The organism is Streptomyces sp. NPDC002328, from assembly GCF_042890065.1.
Classification (GTDB): Bacteria; Actinomycetota; Actinomycetes; order Streptomycetales; family Streptomycetaceae; genus Streptomyces.
The window spans coordinates 274,397-297,447 of the sequence record NZ_JBIARQ010000008.1 but is presented as its reverse complement, the minus strand read 5'-3'; the positions used below and the strand labels follow the sequence as shown (position 1 = coordinate 297,447).

General features: G+C 73.9%; 2 protein-coding genes. Both read right to left on the bottom strand.

The genetic code is table 11. From position 1 onward, the window contains the following. Positions 1 to 51 precede the first annotated feature (51 nt). Complete coding sequence (locus ACFYX4_RS22200; RefSeq protein WP_389335803.1) at positions 52 to 12,123, bottom strand: SDR family NAD(P)-dependent oxidoreductase; 12,072 nt, start codon at positions 12,121 to 12,123, stop codon at positions 52 to 54. After that, the gene (locus ACFYX4_RS22195; RefSeq protein WP_389335800.1) at positions 12,120 to 22,997 is read right to left on the bottom strand and encodes a type I polyketide synthase; all 10,878 of its coding nucleotides are present in this window, start codon (positions 22,995 to 22,997) and stop codon (positions 12,120 to 12,122) included. The genes ACFYX4_RS22200 and ACFYX4_RS22195 overlap by 4 nt, the downstream gene beginning before the upstream one ends. Positions 22,998 to 23,051: the final 54 nt, after the last annotated feature.

Below are 23,051 nucleotides of genomic sequence, written 5' to 3'. Positions count from 1 at the left end.
GGTGGGGTGACACCGCCCCTTCCGGCCAGGGTCAGGGAGGGGTCAGAGGGGTCAGAGGGCTCCGAGGACGGCGTCCAGGGCGCGGTCCATCTCCTCGGCCGTCAGGTCCTCGGCGGCCTGGAGCGCGGCCGTCGCCCCGCCGTCCGCCGCCGCGCCGTCCGCCGCCCGCGGCTGGGGCCGGGCGAGTTCGAGGAGCCGGTCCAGCAGGCCGCTGTGGCGCAGCTGTTCGGCGCTGATGCGGGCCAGGGCCCACTGCGCGGCGTGTGCCGGGTCCTGCGGGGGTGCCTCCTCGCGCACCGGCTCGTCGGGGGTGAGCCGTGTGTGCAGGAAGGCGGCGATCGCGCCCGGCGTGGGGTAGTCGAAGGCGAGGGTGCTCGGCACGGCGATCCGTGTGTGCCGGGCGATGCGGTTCTTCAGTTCCACCGCCATCAGCGAGTCCCAGCCGAACTCGCGCATCGGCTTGTCGGGCGGCACCTCGGCGGATTCCGGCAGGCCGAGCACCGCGCGGACCTCCTGGCGGACGAACGTGCGCAGCGCGGCGGCGCGTTCCTCGTCGGGCAGCGCGGCCAGCCGGTCCCGCAGCGCGGAGGGCTGCCGGCCGGGCCGGCCGGCCCGTTTCGGCTTGGGCCGGGCCAGCAGGCGCAGCAAAGCGGGCGGCGCGTCGTCGTCGTCCGCGGGCTGGAGCCGGTCCGGGTCGAGCTTGGCGGGCACCAGGTGGGCTTCGGGGCGCTCCAGTGCGGCGTCCAGGAGGGCGAGGCCCTCCTGCGGTGTCATGGCCAGGGCTCCCTGGCGGCGCATACGGGCGAGTTCGGCGTCGCCGAGGCGTCCCGTCATGCCGCCCTCCTGCGCCCACAGTCCCCAGGCGAGGCTGGTCGCGGGCAGGCCCCGGCGGCGGCGGTGGGCCGCGAGGGCGTCCAGGAAGGCGTTGGCCGCCCCGTAGCCGCCCTGTCCCGGCGAGCCGATGGTGCCCGCCGCGGAGGAGAACAGCACGAACGCGGCGAGGTCGAGGTGGCGGGTCGCCTCGTGCAGGTGCCAGGCCCCGTTCAGTTTGGGGGCCAGGACCCGTGCGAAGCGCTCCGCGCTCTGGTTGTCCACGGCCCCGTCGTCGAGCACCGCCGCCAGGTGCACCACGCCGGTGAGGGGGTGGTCCCGTCCGGCCTCGGCGACGGCCGCGAGGACCTGTTCCCGGTCGGCGGCGTCGCAGGCCACGACGCGTACGGACGCGGCGCCCGCCGCGGTCAGCTCCGCGGTCAGCTCGGCGGCGCCGGGCGCGGCCGGGCCCTGGCGGGACGTCAGGACGAGGTGGCGCACCCGGTGCCGGGTCACCAGGTGACGGGCGGTCCGTCGGCCGAGGTCCCCGGTGCCGCCGCTGATCAGGACGGTGCCGTGCGGGTCGAGTGCGGCGGGGGCGGTCAGCACGATCTTGCCGGTGTGGCGTCCCTGCGCCATGTGCCGGAACGCGGCGGGCGCCTCGCGCACGTCGTAGGCGAGGCGGGGCAGCGGCTCGATGGCGCCCTGGTCGAGGAGGCGGGCGAGTTCGTCGAGCATGCGGTGCAGATGCGTCGGCTCCAGCGACATCAGGTCGAAGGCGCTGTAGGCCACGCCGGGGTGTGCCGCGGCGACCTCCCGGGCGTCGCGGAGGTCGGTCTTGCCCATCTCCAGGAACCGGCCGCCGCGGGGCAGCAGGCGCAGTGAGGCGTCGGTGAACTCCCCGGCCAGCGAGTTGAGGACGACGTCCATGCCCTCCCCGCCGGTGGCGTCCAGCCAGCGCTGTGCGAAGCCGGTGTCGCGGGAGGAGGCGATCCGGTCCGCCGGCACTCCGAGCCGCCGCAGGGCCGGCCACTTGCCGCGGCTCGCGGTGCCGTACACCCGCGCGCCCCTGTGGCGGGCGAGTTGCACGGCGGCCATGCCCACGCCGCCCGCCGCGGCGTGCACCAGCAGCCGTTCGCCGGCCTTCAGGCCGCCCAGCTCGGTGAGCGCGTAGAAGGCGGTGAGGAAGGCGAGGGGGATCGTCGCGCCCTGCTCGTACGTCAGCGCGGCGGGCAGGCGCACCATCAGACGTCCGTCGCCGCGCACGTGGGTGCCGAAGCTGCCGAGCGCCAGGCCCATGGCGCGGTCGCCGGGGCGCAGGTGTGTGACGGCGGGTCCGGTCTCCAGCACGACGCCCGCGAACTCCAGGCCGAGTTTCGGCGTGGCCACCATGCCGAGGGTGTTGAGGACGTCCCGGAAGTTCATGCCGGCGGCCCGGACCTGGATGCGCACGTCGTGGTCGCCGAGGGGTGCGGTGTCGTCCGCCGGGACCAGTTCGAGGCTGTCGATGCTGCCCTTGTCGCGCAGGTCGAGGTGCCAGGGGCGGTCTCCGGCCGGCGGGGTGAGGGCGCTGTGGCCCTCGGCCGCCCGTACCAGGCGCGGGGCGTGGGCCGTGGTGCCGCGCAGGGCCAGTTCCGGCTCGCCTTCGACTGCCAGCGCCGCGGCCAGCAGGCCGGCCTCGGTCTCGGCTTCCGGGTGCGGTGCGGGGTCGAGGTCGACCAGCCGCAGCGCACGGTCGGTGACTTCGGCGCGGACGGCCCGGATCAGTCCCCACAGGGGCGCCTGGGCGAGGGCGCCCGCACGGTCCTCGGGGCGGGCGGCGACCGCGTCCCGGGTCAGCCAGACCAGTTCGGCGTCCGCCAGGCTCGCTTCGGACAGCAGCCGTTGGAGCACCGCGAGCGCGTCCAGGGTGGCGGTGCGCGCGGCGGCGCCGCTGTCCGGCCCGGCGGCGGTCCGGGTCGCGTCCACGACGATGCGGCGGGGGCGTTCCCCGGCGGCCAGCAGCGCGTCGGGGTCGGCGAACCGGGGGGCCTTCAGGGCCGATGCGACCGTGTTGTCGTCGCCGAGGACGACGGTGCCGGCGGCCGTCCGCGCGGGTGGGGCCGTGGGCGGGTCTGTGGGCGGGTCTGTGGGCGGGGCGGCGGGCAGGTTCACGGGCTGGAAGTCGACGCGGTACAGGTGGTCGGTGGCGGCCGGTGCGGCGGCGCGCAGGCGGGCCGCGTCCGTCTGCCGGATCTCCAGTCCGGCCGCGCAGAGCACCGGTTCACCGGCCGGGTCGGTGGCGAGCACCGTGACCCGGCGGCCCGTGGAGCCCGGCGGTGCGGGCTCGGTCTCCAGGCGCACGCGCAGTTCGGTGGCGCCCGTGGCGTGGAGCGATACGTCCGTCCAGGCGAACGGCAGCCACACCGTCTCCCCGGGCCGCTCGCCGGTGTCCGCGCCGGCCAGCGTGTGCAGGGCGGCGTCCAGGAGCGCCGGGTGGATCCCGAAGGCCCCGGCGCACTCGCGTTCGGTCTCCGGCAGGGCCACGCGCCCGTACAGGACGTCGCCCCGCCGGGCGAGGGCGGTGAGCCCGCGGAAGGCGGGCCCGTACTCGATGCCCTGGCCGGCCAGCCGCTCGTAGAGGCCGTCGAGGGGCAGCGGCTCGGTCCCGGCCACCGGCCAGTCGCGCAGCTCGGCGAGGAGGTCGTGGGGCGGGTCCTGCTCGTCGGCGAGCCGGCCCGTCGCGTGCAGGGTCCAGGAGGCGGGCTCCGGGGCCGTCTCGGGCTGGCTGTGGATCGTGACCGGGCGGCGGCCGTCGTCGGGTTCGCCGACCCTGACCTGGATCCGCAGGGGGGCGTTCTCGCCGAGCACCAGCGGCTGGGCGAGGGTGAGTTCCTCCACCCGTGCCGCGCCGGCGCGGCGGGCGGCGGCGAAGGCGAGGTCGAGCAGTGCGGTGCCGGGGACGAGGACGGACCCGAAGACGGCGTGGTCGCGCAGCCACGGGTGGTCGGCCGTCGTCAGCCGGCCGGTCAGCAGGTGCCCCTGCCCGTCGGCGAGCGTCAACGCGGCGGCCAGCCAGGGGTGTTCGCCGGGCACGAGTCCCGACTGTCGTGCGTCGGCCCCGCCGCGACGGGCGGGCCGCGCCCAGAACCGCTGCCGTTGGAAGGCGTAGGGGGGCAGGTCGACGGGTGCGGCGGCGGTCAGGGCGCGGTCGAAGGCGATGTCCTGTCCGGTGGCGTGCAGTCGGCCCAGTGCCTGGATCAGGGTGTGTGCCTCGTCCACCGGCTCGCCGGCGCGGCCCGGGGAGCGCTGGGAGGCGATGAAGACGGCTTCGCCCTGTACGCAGTCGGCGCCCGTGGCGGACAGCACCGCTGCCGGGCCGCACTCCAGGTAGCGGCGCACACCGGCCTGCTCCAGGGTGCGCACGGCGTCCAGGAAGCGCACGGTCTCGCGCACCTGCCGTACCCAGTAGCCGGGGTCGGCCAGCTCCTCCGGGTCCGCCCAGGTGCCGGTGACCGTCGAGACCAGGCGGATGCGGGGAGCGTGGAACGTGCAGGAGGCGGCGACCTCTTCGAAGGCGGCGAGCATCGGCTCCATGTGCGGGGAATGGAAGGCGTGCGAGACCTCCAGCCGCCGGGTGCGCCGCCCCGAGGCGGCGAAGTGGCCGGTCACCGCCTCCACCGCGGCCGTGTCTCCGCTGATCACCGTCTGCGCGGGGCCGTTCACGCCGGCCACCGACACCCGGCCGGTCACCGCGGCCAATGCTTCGAGCACCTCCGCCTCGGACGCCTCCACCGAGGCCATCGCCCCGTCCGGCTCGCAGGCCTGCATCAGCCGGCCCCGCGCGGCCACCAGCCGTGCCGCGTCCGGCAGTTCCAGCACCCCCGCCGCGTGCGCCGCCGCCAGCTCGCCCACCGAGTGCCCCGCCACCGCGGCCGGCTCCACGCCCCACGCCTGCCACAGCCGGAACAGCGCCACCTCCACCGCGAACAACGCGGGCTGGGCGAACTCCGTCTCCCCCACCAGCCCCGCGTCCACGCTGTCCTGCGCCGCGAACAGCACCGCCGCCAGCGGCACCCGCAGATGCGGATCCAAGGCCGCGCACACCTCGTCGAACGCCTCCCGGAACACCGGGAACGCCGCATACAGGCCCCGGCCCATCCCCAGCCGCTGACTGCCCTGGCCGGTGAACAGCAGCGCCGTCTCCCCGCCGCTGGGGGTGCCCTCCGCCACGTCCGGATGCGGCCGGCCCTCCGCCAGGGCCCGCAGCGCCTGGACCGCCTGGGCGGCCGAGGCGACCGTCGCGCTCGCCCGGTGCTCGAAATGCGTCCGGTGGTGGGCCGCCGTGAACGCGACGTCGGCGATGTCGGCGGCCTGCTCGGGCCTGTCGAGCCAGTCCGCCCAGCGAGCGGCCTGTGCGCGCATCGCCGCCTCGTCACGGCCCGAGACGACCAACGGCACCGGAAGGTTCTCATCGGCCGCCAGAAGGTTCTCGTCGGCCGCCGGAAGATCCTCGTCGGGGGTCGGCCCGGACGTCCGGGGAATCGGGGGTTCCTCCAGGACGAGGTGGGCGTTGGTGCCGCTGAGGCCGAACGACGACACCCCCGCACGGCGGACGTGTCCGGTGTCCTTGGGCCAGGGCCGTGCCTCGTTCAGCAGGGCCAGCCCGCTGTCCTCCCACTGGATGTGCGGGCTGGGCCGGTCGGCGTAGAGGGTCTTGGGCAGGGTCTCGTGCTGGAGGGCGAGGACCATCTTCATCACGCCCGCGACGCCCGCGGCGGCCTGCGCGTGTCCGATGTTCGACTTCGACGATCCCAGCCACACCGGCCGTTCCCCGGCCCGCTCGGGCCCGAAGACCTTCGCCAGAGCGCCCGCTTCGATGGGATCGCCCAGGGGGGTTCCCGTGCCGTGTGCCTCGATCGCGTCGATGTCCGCCGGGGACAGGCGGGAGGCGGTCAACGCGTCCTGGATCACCCGTTGTTGCGACGGCCCGTTCGGCGCCGTCAGGCCCTGGCTGCGGCCGTCCTGGTTGACGGCCGAGCCGCGGATCACCGCCAGCACCCGGTCGCCGTCCCGCTCCGCCGCCGACAGCGGCTTCAGGACGAGGATGCCGCATCCGTCGGACCAGCCCGCGCCGTCGGCCAGGGCGGAGAAGGACTTGCAGCGGCCGTCCGGGGCCATGCCCTTCAGCCGGGAGAACTCCACGAACAGTCGGGGGGTGCTCATGACCGTGACCCCGCCGACGAGGGCGATGTCGCACTCGCCCTGGCGCAGCGCGTTGGCCGCGAGGTGCAGGGCGACCAGGGAGGAGGAGCACGCGGTGTCGACGGTGACGGCGGGGCCCTGGAGGCCGAGGGTGTAGGAGACGCGGCCGGAGACGACGCTGCTGGCGTTGCCGGTGCTGACGTAGCCGTCGAAGGCGTCGAGTTCGCGGCCCTGCTCGCCGTAGTCGGAGCTCATGGTGCCGAGGTAGACGCCCGTCCTGCTCCCGCCGAGCGATTCGGGCTGGATGCCGGCTCGCTCCAGTGCCTCCCACGCGGTCTCCAGGACGAGCCGCTGCTGCGGGTCCATGGACGTCGCTTCCCGCTGGGAGATCCCGAAGAAGGCGGCGTCGAAGTCCTCCACGCGGTGGATGAAGCCGCCTTCGCGGGCGTAGCTCTTGCCCGCCGCCTCCGGGTCGGGGTCGTAGAGGTCCAGGTCCGCCCAGCGCGGCGGGAGCCCGCTGACGGCGTCACCGCCGGACGCGAGGAGGTCCCAGTAGCCCTCGGGGGTGTCGATGTCGCCGGGCAGGCGGCAGGCCATCGAGACAATGGCGACGGGTTCGCCGGACGCGACGGCCTCGGCGGTCTCGGCGGCGGTGGGCCTGCGCGTCGCCGCCCCGGGCCTGCCGGGTTTTCCGGGCTGCGACAGGGCGAGTTCGTCGAGCAGGAGGCCGGCGATGGCGGCGGGGGTGGGGTGGTCGAAGGCCAGGGTGGAGGGCAGGCTCAGTCCGGTCCCGGCGGACAGGCGGCGGCGCAGTTCGACCGCCGTCAGGGAGTCCATGCCGGCTTCCTTGAGGACCTGCTGCGCGCCGACGTCCTGCGCGCTCCCCGCGCCCAGGACGGCAGCGGCCTCACCGCGCACCCATCCCGTCAGCTGGGCGAGGCGCTCCGCCTCGGGCAGCGCCGCCAGCCGCTCCCGCAGCCCGGACGGCTGCGCCGCCGCGTCACCGGCCCGCCTGCGCGCAGGACGGACCAGCCCGCGCAGCAGACCCGCGATCGCGTCGGGGCGGCGCAGCAGGGCGGCGAGTTCCAGTTTCACCGGGACGAGATGCGGCCCCGTCCCGCCGCCCAGCGCCGCGTCCAGGGCGGCGAGCGCCTGCCGCTGGGTCAGCGCCCCGACGCCGGAGCGGCGCATACGGGCCAGTTCCGCCTGGCCGAGGGCGGCGGTCAGGCCGGTGCCGGCCTGCTGCCACAGGCCCCACGACAGGCTCACGCCCGGCAGGCCGTCGGCGCGTCTGCGTACGGCGAGTGCGTCGACGTGGGCGTTGGCGGCGGCGTAGTTGGCCTGGCCGGCCCCGCCGAGCACCCCGGCCGCCGACGAGAACAGCACGAACTGCGCCAGGTCCAGGCCCAGTTCACGCGACAGCGCATCCAGATGCACCGCGCCGCCGGCCTTCGGTGCCCACACTGCCGCCAGACGCTCAGCGCTCTGCCCGGACACGACGGCGTCGTCCAGCACGGCCGCCAGATGGAACACGCCCGTCCACGGCCGCTCGCTGCCGGTGAGGACAGCGCGCAAACGGTCACGATCGGTGATGTCGCATGCGACCACCCGCACACTCACGGCGCCGGCCCCGGTGAGCTCGGCGACCAGTTCCTCCGCGCCAGGGGTGTCAGGGCCACGCCGGGAGGTGAGGACGAGGTGGCGTACTCCGTGGGCACGGACGAGATGTCCGGCCAGAGCCCGGCCCAACTCGCCCGTGCCGCCCGTGATCAGGACGCTGCCGTCCGGATCCAGCCGCCGCTCCGCAGCAGCAGCGGCACCGGCAGACGTGGACGCCGTTGCCGCCGTCGACGTCGAAGTCGCTCGGACGAGCCGGGCGGCACGTATCTCCCCTTCACGGACGGCGAGTTCGGGCTCACCGAGCACGGCGAGCGCCCCCTCGACACCGTCGGCAGACGCCTCGACATCCACCAATCGGACATCCCGGTCCGGGTGTTCGGCACGCACGGCACGCAACAGGCCCCACAGCGGCGCGTGCGCCAGATCAGCGACACCGTCGCCCGCGTCGACCGCGCCCCGCGTCACCCAGACCAACTGCGCCCGCGCCAACCGCTCGTCGGCCAGCAACCGCTGCACGATCTCCAAAGAGCGCGCTGCCGCCCCGAGAGGATCGACTGCACCCCCGGCGCCGGCGGTGCAGTCCACCACGAGCCGGTCGGGCGCCTCGGCGCCCTCGTCGAGCCGCGCGAACAGCTCTTGCAGCCCCGCGACTTGATCCGCACCCAGACGCCGGGCCACCTCCCCGGCGCCGCCCAGCACCCACACCGCACCGACGGGCCCCTCCTCCAGCACCCGCAGTCCACGGAACTCGACCCGGTACAGGTGATCAACCGACTCACCGGCCCGGATCTGCTCCGCGCGCGCCTCCCGGATCCGCAGTCCGCGCGCGGACAGGACCGGCTGCCCTGCCCCGTCCGCCACCGAGAGGGAGAGATGCTCGTCCGTCTCCGGGTCGAGTGCGATACGGACGCGCAGTTCCGTCGCCCCGGAGGCGTACAGGTCGACGCCGGTCCACTCGAAGGGCAGGAACACCGGACGCTCGTCCCCCTCATCGCGGCGCACCGCGACGAGGGCGTGCAGGGCGGCGTCCAGCAGGGCGGGGTGAACGCCGAACCCGTCCGGCTTCAGGCCTTCGGGGAGGCGTACGACGCCGTAGGCGGCGCTGTCCTTGCGCCACAGCTCGGTCAGGCCCTGGAAGGCGGGGCCGTAGACCAGTCCACGGGCGGCGAAGTCCTCGTAGAAACCGTCCAGTTCGACGCGTTCGGTGCCGGGCGCGGGCCACTGTGCCAGCTCCGCGAACACCGCCGGATCGTCGGCACTACCGGCACTACCGGCACTACCGGCACCACCGGGGCCTGTGGTGTCACCGGTGCGCCCCTCGGCGAGCTCGCCCGTGGCATGCTGCCGCCATCCCGCCTCGTCCGGCGCGTCGTCGGGCCGGCTGTAGACAGCCACCGGGCGGCGGCCCCCGGCGTTCGGGGGCCCCACCACCACCTGGAGACGGACAGGGGCGTCCTCGCTCAGGGTCAGCGGTTCGAGGAGCGTCAGCTCCTCCACCCTCTCCAGACCCACGTGGTACGCGGCGGTCAGGGCCAGCTCCAGCAGACCCGTGCCGGGCACGAGGACCGTGCCGAACGCGGCGTGCTCCGCCAGCCACGGCTGCTCGGACAGCGACAGCCGGCCGACCAGGAGAGAGCCCTCGCCGTCGGCCATGCTCAGGGCCGCGCCGAGCCAGGGGTGCTCGGCTGCGTCCAGGCCGACCGAGCGCACGTCGCCGGACGACTTCGGGGAGTCCATCCAGTAGGGCTCGCGCTGGAAGGCGTAGGTGGGGAGCGGGACGATCCCGCCCGTGGCCGCGCTTGTGCCCGCGTTTTCGTCGAGGGTCTTGGTCCAGTCCGGTTCATGGCCCTGGACATGCAACAGGCCCAGGTTGCGCAGGAGTTGGGCTCGGCCGCCCTGGTCCCGGGTGAGGGAGCCGACGACGATCCCGCCGTGCTCGCTGCTGCCGTCGGTCAACGGCATCGACAGCACCGGATGCGCGGAGATCTCCACGAACACGGTGTGGCCGTCGCCGAGCAGCCTGCCCAGCGCGCGGTCGAAACGGACCGGCTCCCGAAGGTTCCGGCACCAGTAGGCGCCGTCCAGCTCCGGGCCGGCGGCCACCTCACCGGTCACCGTCGAGTAGAAGGCGATGTCCGCACGGCCGGGGATCAGCCCCGCGAAGTGTTCGGCCAGACCGGGCAGGAGCGGGTCCATCTGGGCGTTGTGCGAGGCGTAGTCCACGTTGATCTTGCGGGCGTACACCTCCCCCGCCTGCAACTCGGCCACGATCCGGGCGATCGCCTCCGCCGCACCCGAAATCACAGTAGAACCGGCCGTGTTCACCGCCGCGACGGAGAGGGCATCGCCGTAGGGCGCCACATACTCCTCGACCACGCTGACAGGGCGCTCGATCAGCGCCATCCCGCCCTGCCCGGCGCAGGCCAGCACCGCCTGGGAGCGGCGCGCCACGATCTGCGCGCCCTGCTCCAACGTCAGCGCTCCACTGACCACACCCGCGACGACCTCGCCCTGCGAATGCCCCACCACGGCAGAGGGTTCGACGCCCAGAGAGCGCCACAGGGCGGAGAGGCCGATGCCCATGGCGAACAGTGCGGGCTGGACCACGTCCACGCGGTCGAAGGGCGGGTGATCCCCCTCCTCCCCCGCCAGTACCTCGCGGACGGACCAGCCTGTGAACGGCTTCAGCGCCGCATCGCACGCCTCGACCGTCTTCTTGAACACCTCGCTGGTCTCCAGGAGTTCACGGCCCATGCCGACCCACTGCGAGCCCTGCCCGGGGAAGACGAACACCACCTTCCCGTCCCGCCGCGCGGCCCCGGTGACCACGGCGTCGTGGGCCTCGCCGGCAGCCAGTGCCCGCAATCCCTCGACGAGGGCGGCCGTGTCATCGGCGGTGATGCTCGCCCGGTGCTCGAAATGCGTGCGGTGCAGGGCCGCCGTCACCGCCACGTCGGCGAGCCCGGTACGAGGGTGCGCAGCCAGCCAGGACGCCCAGCGCCCCGCTTGCTCCCGCACGGCCGCCTCGTCCCGGCCCGACACCACCACCGGCACCGGTACCGGTACGGGACCGGCCACCTGCGCGGGCGGCTCCGCAGCGGCGGGCGGCTCTTCGAGCACCACGTGGGCGTTGGTGCCGCTCAGGCCGAAGGAGGACACTCCCGCCCGGCGTGGCCGGGACGCGTCCCGCTGCCAGGTCCGTGCCTCTTGCAGCAGCGCGAGCCCGCTCCCGTCCCAGCCGATCAGGGGACTGGGTTCCTCGGCGTGCAGGGTCTTGGGCAGGGTGTCGTGCTGGAGCGCGAGGACCATCTTCATCACGCCGACGACGCCCGCGGCGGCTTGCGCGTGTCCGATGTTCGACTTCGACGAGCCCAGCCACACCGGCCGCTCCCCGGCCCGATCCGGGCCGAACACCTCCGCCAGCGCACCCGCCTCGATCGGATCCCCGAGCGGAGTCCCGGTGCCGTGCGCCTCGATCGCGTCGATGTCCGCCGGGGACAGTCGCGAGGCGGTCAACGCGTCCTGGATCACCCGTTGTTGCGACGGCCCGTTGGGGGCTGTCAGGCCCTGGCTGCGGCCGTCCTGGTTGACGGCCGAGCCGCGGATCACCGCCAGCACCCGGTCGCCGTCCCGTTCCGCCGCCGACAGCCGCTTGAGCAGCAGGACGCCCGCGCCCTCGGCCCAGCCCGCACCGTCGGCGCCGGCCGAGAAGGACTTGCAGCGGCCGTCCCCCGCCATGCCCTTCAGCCGGGAGAACTCCACGAACAGAGCGGGTGTGCTCATCACCGTCACGCCGCCGGCGAGGGCCAGCTCGCACTCGCCGCTTCGCAGCGCCTGGACCGCCAGGTGCAGGGCGACCAGCGAGGAGGAGCACGCGGTGTCGACCGTGATCGCCGGGCCCTGGAGGCCGAGGGTGTAGGAGACGCGGCCGGAGACGACGCTGCCGGCGTTGCCGGTGCTGACGTAGCCGTCGAGGGCGTCGAGGTCGTGGCCCTGCTGGTTACCGTAGTCGGAGCTCATGGTGCCGAGGTAGACGCCGGTGCGGCTGCCGCCGAGGGTGTCGGGGCGGATGCCCGCGCGTTCCAGGGCCTCCCAGGAGGTCTCCAGGACCAGGCGTTGCTGGGGGTCGATGGAGACCGCTTCGCGGGGCGAGATCCCGAAGAAGGCGGCGTCGAAGCCCTCCACGTTGTGGAGGAAGCCGCCTTCGCGGGCGTAGCTCTTGCCCACCGCTTCCGGGTCGGGGTCGTAGACGCCCAGGCGGTCCCAGCGCGAGGGCAGTCCGCCGACCGCGTCACCGCCGGCGGCCAGCAACTCCCAGAACATCTCCGGGGTGTCGATGCCGCCCGGCAGCCGGCACGCCATCGAGACGACGGCGATCGGTTCGGTGCGGGCCGCGCGTTCGGCGGTGAGTTCCTTCTCGGTCTCGACTAGCGCGTTCGCCGTGCGCCGCAGATACGCCTCGAGTTTTTCGACCTTGCCGGCTTCGGAAGCGGCTTCGGACGCGCTCATTCGCTCACTCCAAGCTTGCGATCCAGGAACTGAAGAAGGTCGTCCGTGGTTCCGGTGTCGAGTGCGGCGTCCGGTTCGGGCTGTTCGGCGCCGGCGGGCGTGTTCTTGGCGAGGCCGTCCCGCAGGGCGAGCAGAGCTGTGGCGAGGCCCTGCTGCTCCAGTTCGGCAGGGGACGCGGCGCGCAGGAGCTCGACGAGGCTGTCGATCTGGTTGCGGGTGACCCGCTGTGCGCCGCTCGCGGCCGGGCCGCCGCCGGAGCCGACGGCGAGCTTGGCCAGCAGGAGAGCGGCGATGGCGGACGGGGTCGGATGGTCGAAGGCCAGGGTGGAGGGCAGGCTCAGCCCGGTCTCGGCGGACAGGCGGCGGCGCAGCTCGACGGCCATCAGGGAGTCCATGCCGAGTTCCTTGAGGACCTGCCGGCCGCCGACGCCGCTGCCGCCGTCTCCGCTGCCGTCGACGCCGTCCGTCGTGGGCAGGCCGAGGACGGTGGCCGCCTCGCGCTGCACCAACCGCGTCACCTGCGGCAGCCGTTCGGTCTCGGGGAGGGCGAGCAGCCGCTCGCGCAGCCCGGACGGGTTCTCGCCCGATCCGCCGGCCTGTCGGCGCGGGGCCCGCAGCAGGTTCCGCAGGAGTGCGGGGACGTGACCGCCGTTGTCCGCCCGGCGCTGCAATGCGGTGAGTTCGAGCTTCACCGGCACGACATGGGCGTAGGGCAGGGTCAGGGCGGCGTCGAGGGCGGCGAGCGCCTGCCGCTGGGTCAGCGCCCCGACGCCGGAGCGGCGCATACGGGCCAGTTCCGCCTGGCCTAGGGCGGCGGTCAGACCGGTGCCGGCCTGCTGCCACAGGCCCCACGACAGGCTCACGCCCGGCAGGCCGTCGGCGCGTCTGCGCAGGGCGAGTGCGTCAACGTGGGCGTTGGCGGCGGCGTAGTTGGCCTGGCCGGGGGAACCCAGGGTGCCGGCCGCCGACGAGAACAGCACGAACGCCCGCAGATCCAGGCCGAGTTCGCGGGACAGGTCGTCCAGGTGGCCGGCGGCTGCCGCCTTCGGGCCCCAGACGCCGGCCAGCCGCTCGGGGGACTGCGCGGAGAGCACGCCGTCGTCGAGTACGGCGGCCAGGTGGAAGATCCCGGTCCAGGGGTGGGCGGCGTCGGCGATGGCCAGGGCCGTGGAGACGTCCTCGCGCCTGCTGACGTCACCGGCGACGACCTGGACGCTCTCCGCGCCGGCCGCGGTCAGCTCGTCGACCAGCTCCGCGGCGCCGGGGGCGTCGAGGCCGCGCCGGGAGGTGAGCACCAGGTGCCGTACGCCGTGCTCGCGCACCAGATGTCCGGCCAGGGCACGGCCCAACTCGCCCGTGCCGCCGGTGAGGAGGACGGATCCGTGGGGGTCGAGAGGGGCGGCGACCGGCCTCGGCGCACCGCCCGTCAACTCCGCGCCGCCCGTCGGCTCCGCGCGGGTCGTCCGTACGAGCCGGGGGACGCGGATCTCGCCGTCGCGGATCACGATCTCCGGCTCGTCCGGCAGAGCCAGGGCCCGGGGCAGCAGCGCCGCGTCGGCGCTGTCGTCGCCCAGGTCGACCAGGCGGATCACCCGCTCGGCGTGCTCGCCGCGCACTGCGCGGATCAGGCCCCACAAGGGGGCCGGCAGCGGGTCGCGGACCTCGTCGTCCGCGCCCGCCGCCGAGCGGGTGATCCACACCAACTCCACGCCTTCCAGGCGGGGTTCGCCCAGCAGGCGTTGCGCGGTGCGCAGCGCGGAAGCGGTCAGCTCCTGCGCGGTGTCGGCGATGTCGCCATGACCGCCGGTCGACGCCGCCGGCGCGGTCGTGTCGACGGCCAGTCGAAGGGGCGTCTGCCGCCCGTCGTCGAGGCGGGCAAGCAGTACATCCACATCAGCCACATGGTCGGCCTCCAGGCTCTCGGACACCCCGGTGTTCTCACCGAGGACCCATGTGCCGTCCGCCGGCGTCCCCTGCTCGGGCAGGGCGCGCGGCGTCCGCAAGTCGACGCGGTAGAGGTGCTCGGCGGACTCACCGGCCCGGATCTGCTCGGCGGTCGCCTCCCGGATCGCGAGCCCGGCCGCCCGCAGGACCGGCCGGCCGGCCGGGTCGGCCGCCTCGACGTGCGCCCGGGTACCGGTCTCGTCCAGGTCGATCCGCACCCGCAGTTCCGTCGCGCCGGAGGCGTACAGGTCGACGCCGGTCCACTCGAAGGGCAGGAACACCGGCCGCTCGTCCCCCTCATCGCGGCGCACCGCGACGAGGGCGTGCAGGGCGGCGTCCAGCAGGGCGGGGTGAACGCCGAACCCGTCCGGCTTCAGGCCTTCGGGGAGGCGTACGACGCCGTAGGCGGTGGCGTCCTTGCGCCACAGCTCGGCCAGGCCCTGGAAGGCGGGGCCGTAGACCAGTCCACGGGCCGCGAAGTCCTCGTAGAAACCGTCCAGTTCGACCCGCTCGGCATCGGGCGCGGGCCACTGGCCTGATTCCGGGAAGCTTGAAGCGGCCGCCGCCTCGGTCGGCTCGGTCAGTTCGCCGGTGGCGTGCTGACGCCAGGCCGTCTCGTCGGGAGCATCCTCACGCCGGCTGTACAGCGCGATCGGACGACGGCCTTCGGCGTGGGAGGCTCCGACGACGACCTGGAGTCGGACCGGCGCGTCCTCGCCGAGGACAAGCGGTTCGAGGAGGGTGAGTTCCTCGACTCGTTCCGCTCCCGCGTGGTGCGCGGCGGTCAGGGCGAGTTCCAGCAGAGCCGTGCCGGGCACGAGGACCGTGCCGAACGCGGCGTGCTCCGCCAGCCACGGCTGCTCGGACAGCGACAGCCGGCCGGTGAACAGATACCCGTCGTCGTCGGCCGTCGCCGTCACCGCGCCCAGCCAGGGGTGCTCGGCCGCGTCCAGGCCGACGGAGCGCATGTCGCCGGACGAGTTGGTCGTCTCCAGCCAGTAGGGCTCGCGTTGGAAGGCGTAGGTGGGGAGGGGGACGACCGCGCCGGTGGCCGCGTCATTGCCCGTGTTTTCGTCGAGGGTCTTGGTCCAGTTCGGTTCGTATCCCTGCACGTGCAACAGGCCCAGGTTGCGGAGGAGTTGGGCTGGTCCGCCCTGGTCGCGGGTGAGGGAGCCGACGACGATGCCGCCGTGCTCCGCGCTGCCGTCGGTCAACGGCATCGACAGCACCGGATGCGCGGAGATCTCGACGAACACGGTGTGGCCGTCGCCGAGCAGCCTGCCCAGTGCGCGGTCGAAACGGACCGGCTCCCGCAGATTCCGGCACCAGTAGGCGCCGTCCAGCTCCGGGCCGGCGGCCACCTCACCGGTCACCGTCGAGTAGAACGCGATGTCCGCTTCTTGTGGAGTCAACTGCGCGAAGTGGTCGGCCAGATCAGGCAGGAGCGGGTCCATCTGGGCGTTGTGCGACGCGTAGTCCACGTTGATCTTGCGGGCGTACACCTCTCGGGCCTGCAACTCGGCCACGATCCGGGCGATCGCCTCCGCCGCACCCGAAATCACAGTAGAACCGGCCGTGTTCACCGCCGCGACCGACAACGCCTCCCCGTACGGGGCGAGGAACTCCTCCACCTCCCCCACCGGACGCTCGACCAACGCCATCCCGCCCTGACCGGCACACGCCAGCACCGCCCGGGAGCGGCACGCCACGATCTGCGCGCCCTGCTCCAGCGACAGGGCTCCACTGACCACACCCGCGACGACCTCGCCCTGCGAATGCCCCACCACGGCAGACGGCTCGACGCCCAGAGAGCGCCACAGGGCGGAGAGAGCAATACCCATGGCGAACAGCGCGGGCTGGACCACGTCCACCCGGTCGAACGGCGGATGCTCCCCCTCCTCCCCCGCCAGTACCTCACGCACCGACCAGCCCGTGAACGGCCGCAGCGCCGCATCACACGCCTCGACCGCCTTCCTGAACACCCCACTCGTGGCGAGGAGTTCACGGCCCATGCCCACCCACTGCGAACCCTGACCGGGATAGACGAACACCACCTTGCCCCGCTGCTCGGCCACCCCCGAGACCACCGCGTCATGGGCCTCGCCGGCAGCCAGCGCCCGCAATGCCTCGACGAGGGCGGCCGTGTCATCGGCGGTGATGCTCGCCCGGTGCTCGAAATGCGTGCGGTGCCGGGCCGCCGTCACCGCCACATCGGCGAGCGGGACGTTCGGCTGCTCGTCGAGCCATGCGGTCCATCGCTCCGCCTGGGCGCGCAGCGCGTCCTCGCTCTGTCCGGACACGACGACCGGCACCGGGCCGGCAGTCACCGGGGTGGCCGACTCCACTGCGGCCGGCGGTTCCTCCACGATCACGTGGGCGTTGGTGCCGCTCAGGCCGAACGACGACACCCCCGCCCGGCGTGGCCGGGACGCGTCCCGCTGCCAGGTCCGCGCCTCTTGCAGCAGCGCAAGCCCGCTCCCGTCCCAGCCGATCAGGGGACTGGGTTCCTCGGCGTGCAGGGTCTTGGGCAGGGTGTCGTGCTGGAGCGCGAGGACCATCTTCATCACGCCGACGACGCCCGCGGCGGCTTGCGCGTGTCCGATGTTCGACTTCGACGAGCCCAGCCACACCGGCCGCTCCCCGGCCCGATCCGGGCCGAACACCTCGGCCAGCGCTCCCGCCTCGATGGGATCGCCCAGTGAGGTTCCCGTGCCGTGTGCCTCGATCGCGTCGATGTCCGCCGGGGACAGGCGGGAGGCGTCGAGCGCGGCCTGGACGACGCGTTGCTGGGAGGGGCCGTTGGGGGCTGTCAGGCCCTGGCTGCGGCCGTCCTGGTTCACCGCGGAGCCGCGGATCACCGCCAGCACCCGGTCGCCGTCCCGTTCCGCCGCCGACAGCCGCTTCAGCACCAGCACGCCCGCGCCCTCGGCCCAGCCCGCACCGTCGGCACCGGCCGAGAAGGACTTGCAGCGGCCGTCCGCCGCCATGCCCTTCAGCCGGGAGAACTCCACGAACAGAGCAGGGGTGTTCATGACCGTCACGCCGCCCGCGAGGGCGATGTCGCATTCGCCCTGGCGCAGTGCGTTGGCCGCGAGGTGCAGGGCGACCAGGGAGGAGGAGCACGCGGTGTCGACCGTGATCGCCGGGCCCTGGAGGCCGAGAGTGTAGGACACGCGGCCGGAGACGACGCTGCCGGCGTAGCCGGTGCTGGTGTAGCCGTCGAGGGCGTCGAGGTCGTGGCCCTGGTGGCCGTAGTCGGAGGTCATGGCTCCGAGGTAGACGCCGGTGTTGCTGCCGCCGAGCGAGTCGGGTCGGACGCCCGCCCGTTCGAGGGCCTCCCACGCGGTCTCCAGGACGATCCGCTGCTGGGGATCCATCGACACCGCCTCGCGCGGCGAGATCCCGAAGAAGGCCGGGTCGAAGCCCTCCACGTCCTCGATGAACCCGCCCTCGCGGGCGTAGCTCTTGCCCACCGCCTCCGGGTCCGGGTCGTACACGCCCAGGCGGTCCCAGCGCGACGGCAGGCCGCCGACCGCGTCACCGCCGGCGGCCAGCAACTCCCAGAACGCCTCCGGGGTGTCGATGCCGCCCGGCAGCCGGCACGCCATCGAGACGACCGCGATCGGCTCGTCGGCCGGTGTCGTGCGGCGGCGTGCCGTCGTGGACGGCCTGGGGCGGGCGGTGGTCTGCGCCAGGGCGAGCCTTTCCAGCAGCAGACCGGCGATGGCCGTGGGGGTCGGGTAGTCGAAGGCCAGGGTGGAGGGCAGGCTCAGCCCGGTCTCGGCGGACAGGCGGCGGCGCAGTTCGACGGCCATCAGCGAGTCGATGCCGAGTTCCTTGAGGACCTGCCGCGCGCCGATGGCGTCGGCGTTGCCCGCGCCGAGCACGACGGCTGCCTCCCGCCGCACCAGGCCGGTCAGTTCGGTGATCCGGTCGGCTTCGGGGAGGGCGAGCAGCCGCGCGCGCAGTCCCGAGGGTTCCGTGGCGGCCTCGCCCGCATGCCGACGCGCGGGGCGGACGAGACCGCGCAGCAGACCCGGCACGTCGTCCGTCTGGCGCTGCATTGCGGTGAGTTCGAGCTTCACGGGCACGAGGTGGGCGTGGGGCAGGGTCAGGGCGGCGTCGAGGGCGGCGAGCGCCTGCCGCCGGGTCAGCGCCCCGACGCCGGAGCGGCGCATACGGGCCAGTTCCGCCTGGCCGAGGGCGGCGGTCAGACCGGTGCCGGCCTGCTGCCACAGGCCCCACGACAGGCTCACGCCCGGCAGGCCGTCGGCGCGTCTGCGTACGGCGAGTGCGTCGACGTGGGCGTTGGCGGCGGCGTAGTTGGCCTGGCCGGGGGAACCCAGGGTGCCGGCCGCCGACGAGAACAGCACGAACGCCCCCAGATCCAGGCCGAGTTCGCGGGACAGGTCGTCCAGGTGGCCGGCGGCTGCCGCCTTCGGGCCCCAGACCGTGGCGAGGCGGTCGGGGGTCTGTGCCGTGACGACGCCGTCGTCGAGTACGGCGGCCAGGTGGAAGATCCCGGTCCAGGGGCGGTCGCCGTCCGTCAGGAGCGTCCGCAGCTGCTCGCGGTCGGTCACATCGCACGCGGCCAGCCGCACGCTGTCCGCGCCGGCCGCGGTCAGCTCGGCGACGAGGTCCTCGACGCCGGGGGCGTCGGAGCCGCGCCGGGAGGTGAGCACCAGGTGCCGTACGCCGTGCTCGCGCACCAGATGCCCGGCCAGGGCACGGCCCAGCTCGCCCGTGCCGCCGGTGACCAGCACCCGGCCGTTCGCGGCGAATCCGGCCCACCGGTTCTCGCCGCCGGTCGGTGTGGCACGGACCAGCCGGGCGACGCGTATCTCCCCGTCGCGGACGACGATTTCCGGTTCGCCGGCCACCGCCAGCGCCCGTTCGAGATCCTCCGCCAGGTCCTCCACACCGATCAGCCGGATCGACCGCTCCGGGTACTCGGCCCGCACGGTCCGGATCAGGCCCCACACCGGCGCCTGAGCGATCTCACCACGGGTGACCCATACCAACTCGGCGTGTTCCAGGCGGGGTTCGGTCAGCAGACGCCGTGCCGCCGCCAAGGCCCGAGCGGCTGCCCGCAGCGGCTCCGCGCCGTCGGCCGTCGCGTCCACCACGACCCGCCCGGGTACGGCTTCCTCCAGCCGTGCGGACAAGTCGTCCAGGTCGTCGTCCGGGCCCAGGACCCAGGTCTCGGACTCGGGGCCGTCCTCCAGCGCGCGCGGCGTCTGGAACTCCACCCGGTACAGATGCTCGGCCTGCTCACCGGCCCGTACCTGCTCCGCCGTGGCCGCGCGCAGCCGCAGCGCCTCGGCGCGGATCACGGGCCGTCCGGCGGGATCCGTCACCGTCACCCGCACGGTGTCGGCCGCGTCGTCCAGCTCGACGGCCACGCGCACTTCGGTGGCCCCCGACGCGTGCAGCTCCACACCGGTCCACTCGAACGGCAGGAGGGCGGTGCCCGCGAGCGCCGGGTCCGCGCTGCGGACGCTGACGAGGGTGTGCAGGGCGGCGTCCAGCAGGGCGGGGTGAACGCCGAACCCGTCCGGCTTCAGGGCTTCGGGGAGGCGTACGACGCCGTAGGCGGTGTTGTCCTTGCGCCACAGCTCGGCCAGGCCCTGGAAGGCGGGGCCGTAGACCAAGCCGCGGGCGGCGAAGTCCTCGTAGAAACCGTCCAGTTCGACCCGCTCCGCGCCGGGCGCGGGCCACTGTTGTGAGTCCGGGAAGCTTGTAGGGGCCGCCGCCGTCCCGGTCGGCTCGGTCAGTTCGCCGGTGGCGTGCTGACGCCAGGCCGTCTCGTCGGGAGCGTCCTCACGCCGGCTGTACAGCGCGATCGGACGACGGCCCTCTGCTCCGGGCGCGCCCACGACCACCTGAAGGCGCACGGCACCGTCCTCGGACAGCACCAGCGGTTCGAGGAGCGTCAGCTCCTCCACCCGCTCCAGACCCACGTGGTGCGCGGCGGTCAGGGCCAGCTCCAGCAGACCCGTGCCGGGCACGAGGACCGTGCCGAACGCGGCGTGCTCCGCCAGCCACGGCTGCTCGGACAGCGACAGCCGGCCGGTGAACAGATACCCGTCGTCGGCAGCCGTCGCCGTCACCGCACCGAGCCACGGATGCTCCGACGCCCGGAGACCGACGGAACGCACATCGCCGGACGACTTCAGGGAGTCCAGCCAGTAGGGCTCGCGCTGGAAGGCGTAGGTGGGGAGCGGGACGACCGCGCCGGTGGCCGCGTCATCGCCCGTGTTTTCGCCGAGGGTCTTGGTCCAGTCCGGTTCATGGCCCTGGACGTGCAACAGGCCCAGGTTGCGCAGGAGTTGGGCTCGACCGCCCTGGTCGCGGGTGAGGGAGCCGACGACGATCCCGCCGTGCTCGCTACTGCCGTCGGTCAACGGCATCGACAGCACCGGATGCGCGGAGATCTCCACGAACACGGTGTGACCGTCGCCGAGCAGCCTGCCCAGCGCGCGGTCGAAACGGACCGGCTCCCGCAGATTCCGGCACCAGTACCCGCCGTCCAGCTCCGGGCCGGCGGCCACCTCACCGGTCACCGTCGAGTAGAACGCGATGTCCGCTTCCTTCGGAGTCAACTGCGCAAAGTGGTCGGCCAGACCGGGCAGGAGCGGGTCCATCTGGGCGTTGTGCGACGCATAATCCACGTTGATCTTGCGGGCGTACACCTCCCCCGCCTGCAACTCGGACACGATGCGCTCGATCGCCTCCGCCGCACCCGAAATCACAGTAGAACCGGCCGTGTTCACCGCCGCGACGGAGAGAGCATCCCCGTACGGGGCGAGGAACTCCTCCACCTCCGCCACCGGACGCTCGACCAACGCCATCCCGCCCTGACCGGCACACGCCAACACCGCCTGGGAGCGGCACGCCACGATCTGCGCGCCCTGCTCCAGCGTCAGCGCACCGGAGACGACCGCAGCCACCACCTCACCCTGCGAATGCCCCACCACGGCCGACGGCTCGACGCCCAGAGAGCGCCACAGCGCCGAGAGGCCGACCCCCATGGCGAACAGCGCGGGCTGCACCACGTCCACCCGGTCGAACGGCGGATGCTCCCCCTCCTCCCCCGCCAGCACCTCACGCACCGACCAGCCCGTGAACGGCCGCAGCGCCACATCGCACGCCTCGACCGCATCCCTGAACACCCCACTCGTGGCGAGGAGTTCACGGCCCATGCCCACCCACTGCGAACCCTGACCGGGATAGACGAACACCACCTTGCCCCGTTGCTCGGCCGTCCCGGTGACCACGGCGTCGTGCGCCTCACCGGCGGCCAGCGCCTCCAACGCCCCCACCAGAGCGGCCGTATCAGCCGCCACCACACTCGCCCGATGCTCGAAATGCGTGCGGTGCCGGGCCGCCGTCACCGCCACATCGGCGAGCGGGACGTCCGGCCGCGCCGACAGCCAGGACGCCCAGCGCCCCGCCTGCTCCCGCACCGCCCCCTCGTCCCGGCCCGACACCACCACCGGCACCGGCACCGGTACGGGACCGGCCACCTCGGCCGACGCCCCCGCAGACGGCGAAGCAGGCGGCTCCTCCAGCACCACATGGGCATTCGTGCCGCTCAGGCCGAACGACGACACCCCCGCCCGGCGCGGCCGGGACTCATCCCGCTCCCACGCCCGCGTCTCCTGCACCAACGCGAGACCGCTGTCCGCCCAGTCGATCAGCGGGCTCGGTTGCTCCGCGTGCAGGGTCCTGGGCAGCAGTCCGTGCTCCAGGGCCAGCACCATCTTGATGACGCCGACGACGCCCGCGGCGGCTTGCGCATGCCCGATGTTCGACTTCGACGACCCCAGCCACACCGGCCGCTCCCCGGCCCGATCCGGGCCGAACACCTCCGCCAGCGCACCCGCCTCGATCGGATCCCCGAGCGGGGTCCCCGTGCCGTGTGCCTCGATCGCGTCGATGTCCGCCGGGGACAGGCGGGAGGCGGTCAACGCGTCCTGGATCACTCGCTGTTGCGACGGCCCGTTCGGCGCCGTCAGGCCCTGGCTGCGGCCGTCCTGGTTCACCGCGGAGCCGCGGATCACCGCCAACACCCGGTCGCCGTCCCGTTCCGCCGCCGACAGCCGCTTCAGCACCAGCACGCCCGCGCCCTCGGCCCAGCCCGCACCGTCGGCGCCGGCCGAGAAGGACTTGCAGCGGCCGTCCGCCGCCATGCCCTTCAGCCGGGAGAACTCCACGAACAGCGACGGCGCGCTCATCACCGTCACCCCGCCCGCCAGGGCCAGTTCGCATTCACCGCCCCGCAGCGCCTGGACCGCCAAGTGCACCGCCACCAGCGAGGAGGAGCACGCGGTGTCCACCGTGATCGCCGGACCCTGGAGGCCGAGGGTGTAGGAGACCCGGCCCGAGACCACACTCGACGCCTTGCCGGTGCTGACGTAGCCGTCGAGCGCGTCCAGGTCGTGTCCCAGGTCCCCGTAGTCCGAGCTCATCGTGCCCAGATAGACGCCCGTCCGGCTCTCCCCCAGCGCCCCGGGGCGGATGCCGGCCCGTTCCAGGGCCTCCCAGGAGGTCTCCAGGACGATCCGCTGCTGGGGGTCCATCGACATGGCCTCGCGCGGCGAGATCCCGAAGAAGGTGGGGTCGAAGCCCTCCACGTCCTGGAGGAACCCGCCCTCGCGGGCGTAGCTCTTGCCCACCGCCTCCGGATCGGGGTCGTAGACGCCCAGCCGGTCCCAGCGCGACGGCAGTCCGCCGACCGCGTCGCCGCCGGCGGCCAGCAACTCCCAGAACGCCTCCGGGGTGTCGATGCCGCCCGGCAGCCGGCACGCCATCGAGACGACCGCGATCGGTTCGTGGAGCCGTGCCTGACGCTCCTCCAGGTCCGCCGCACGCTTCTGCAAGGCGCGGATCGCGGGAAGGGCGGCTTCCATCCGGTCCTGGTTCGTCATCGACACCTTCGAGCCTCTTCTCTGCACGGCCACCGTGAGCGAACGGCGTCCCGG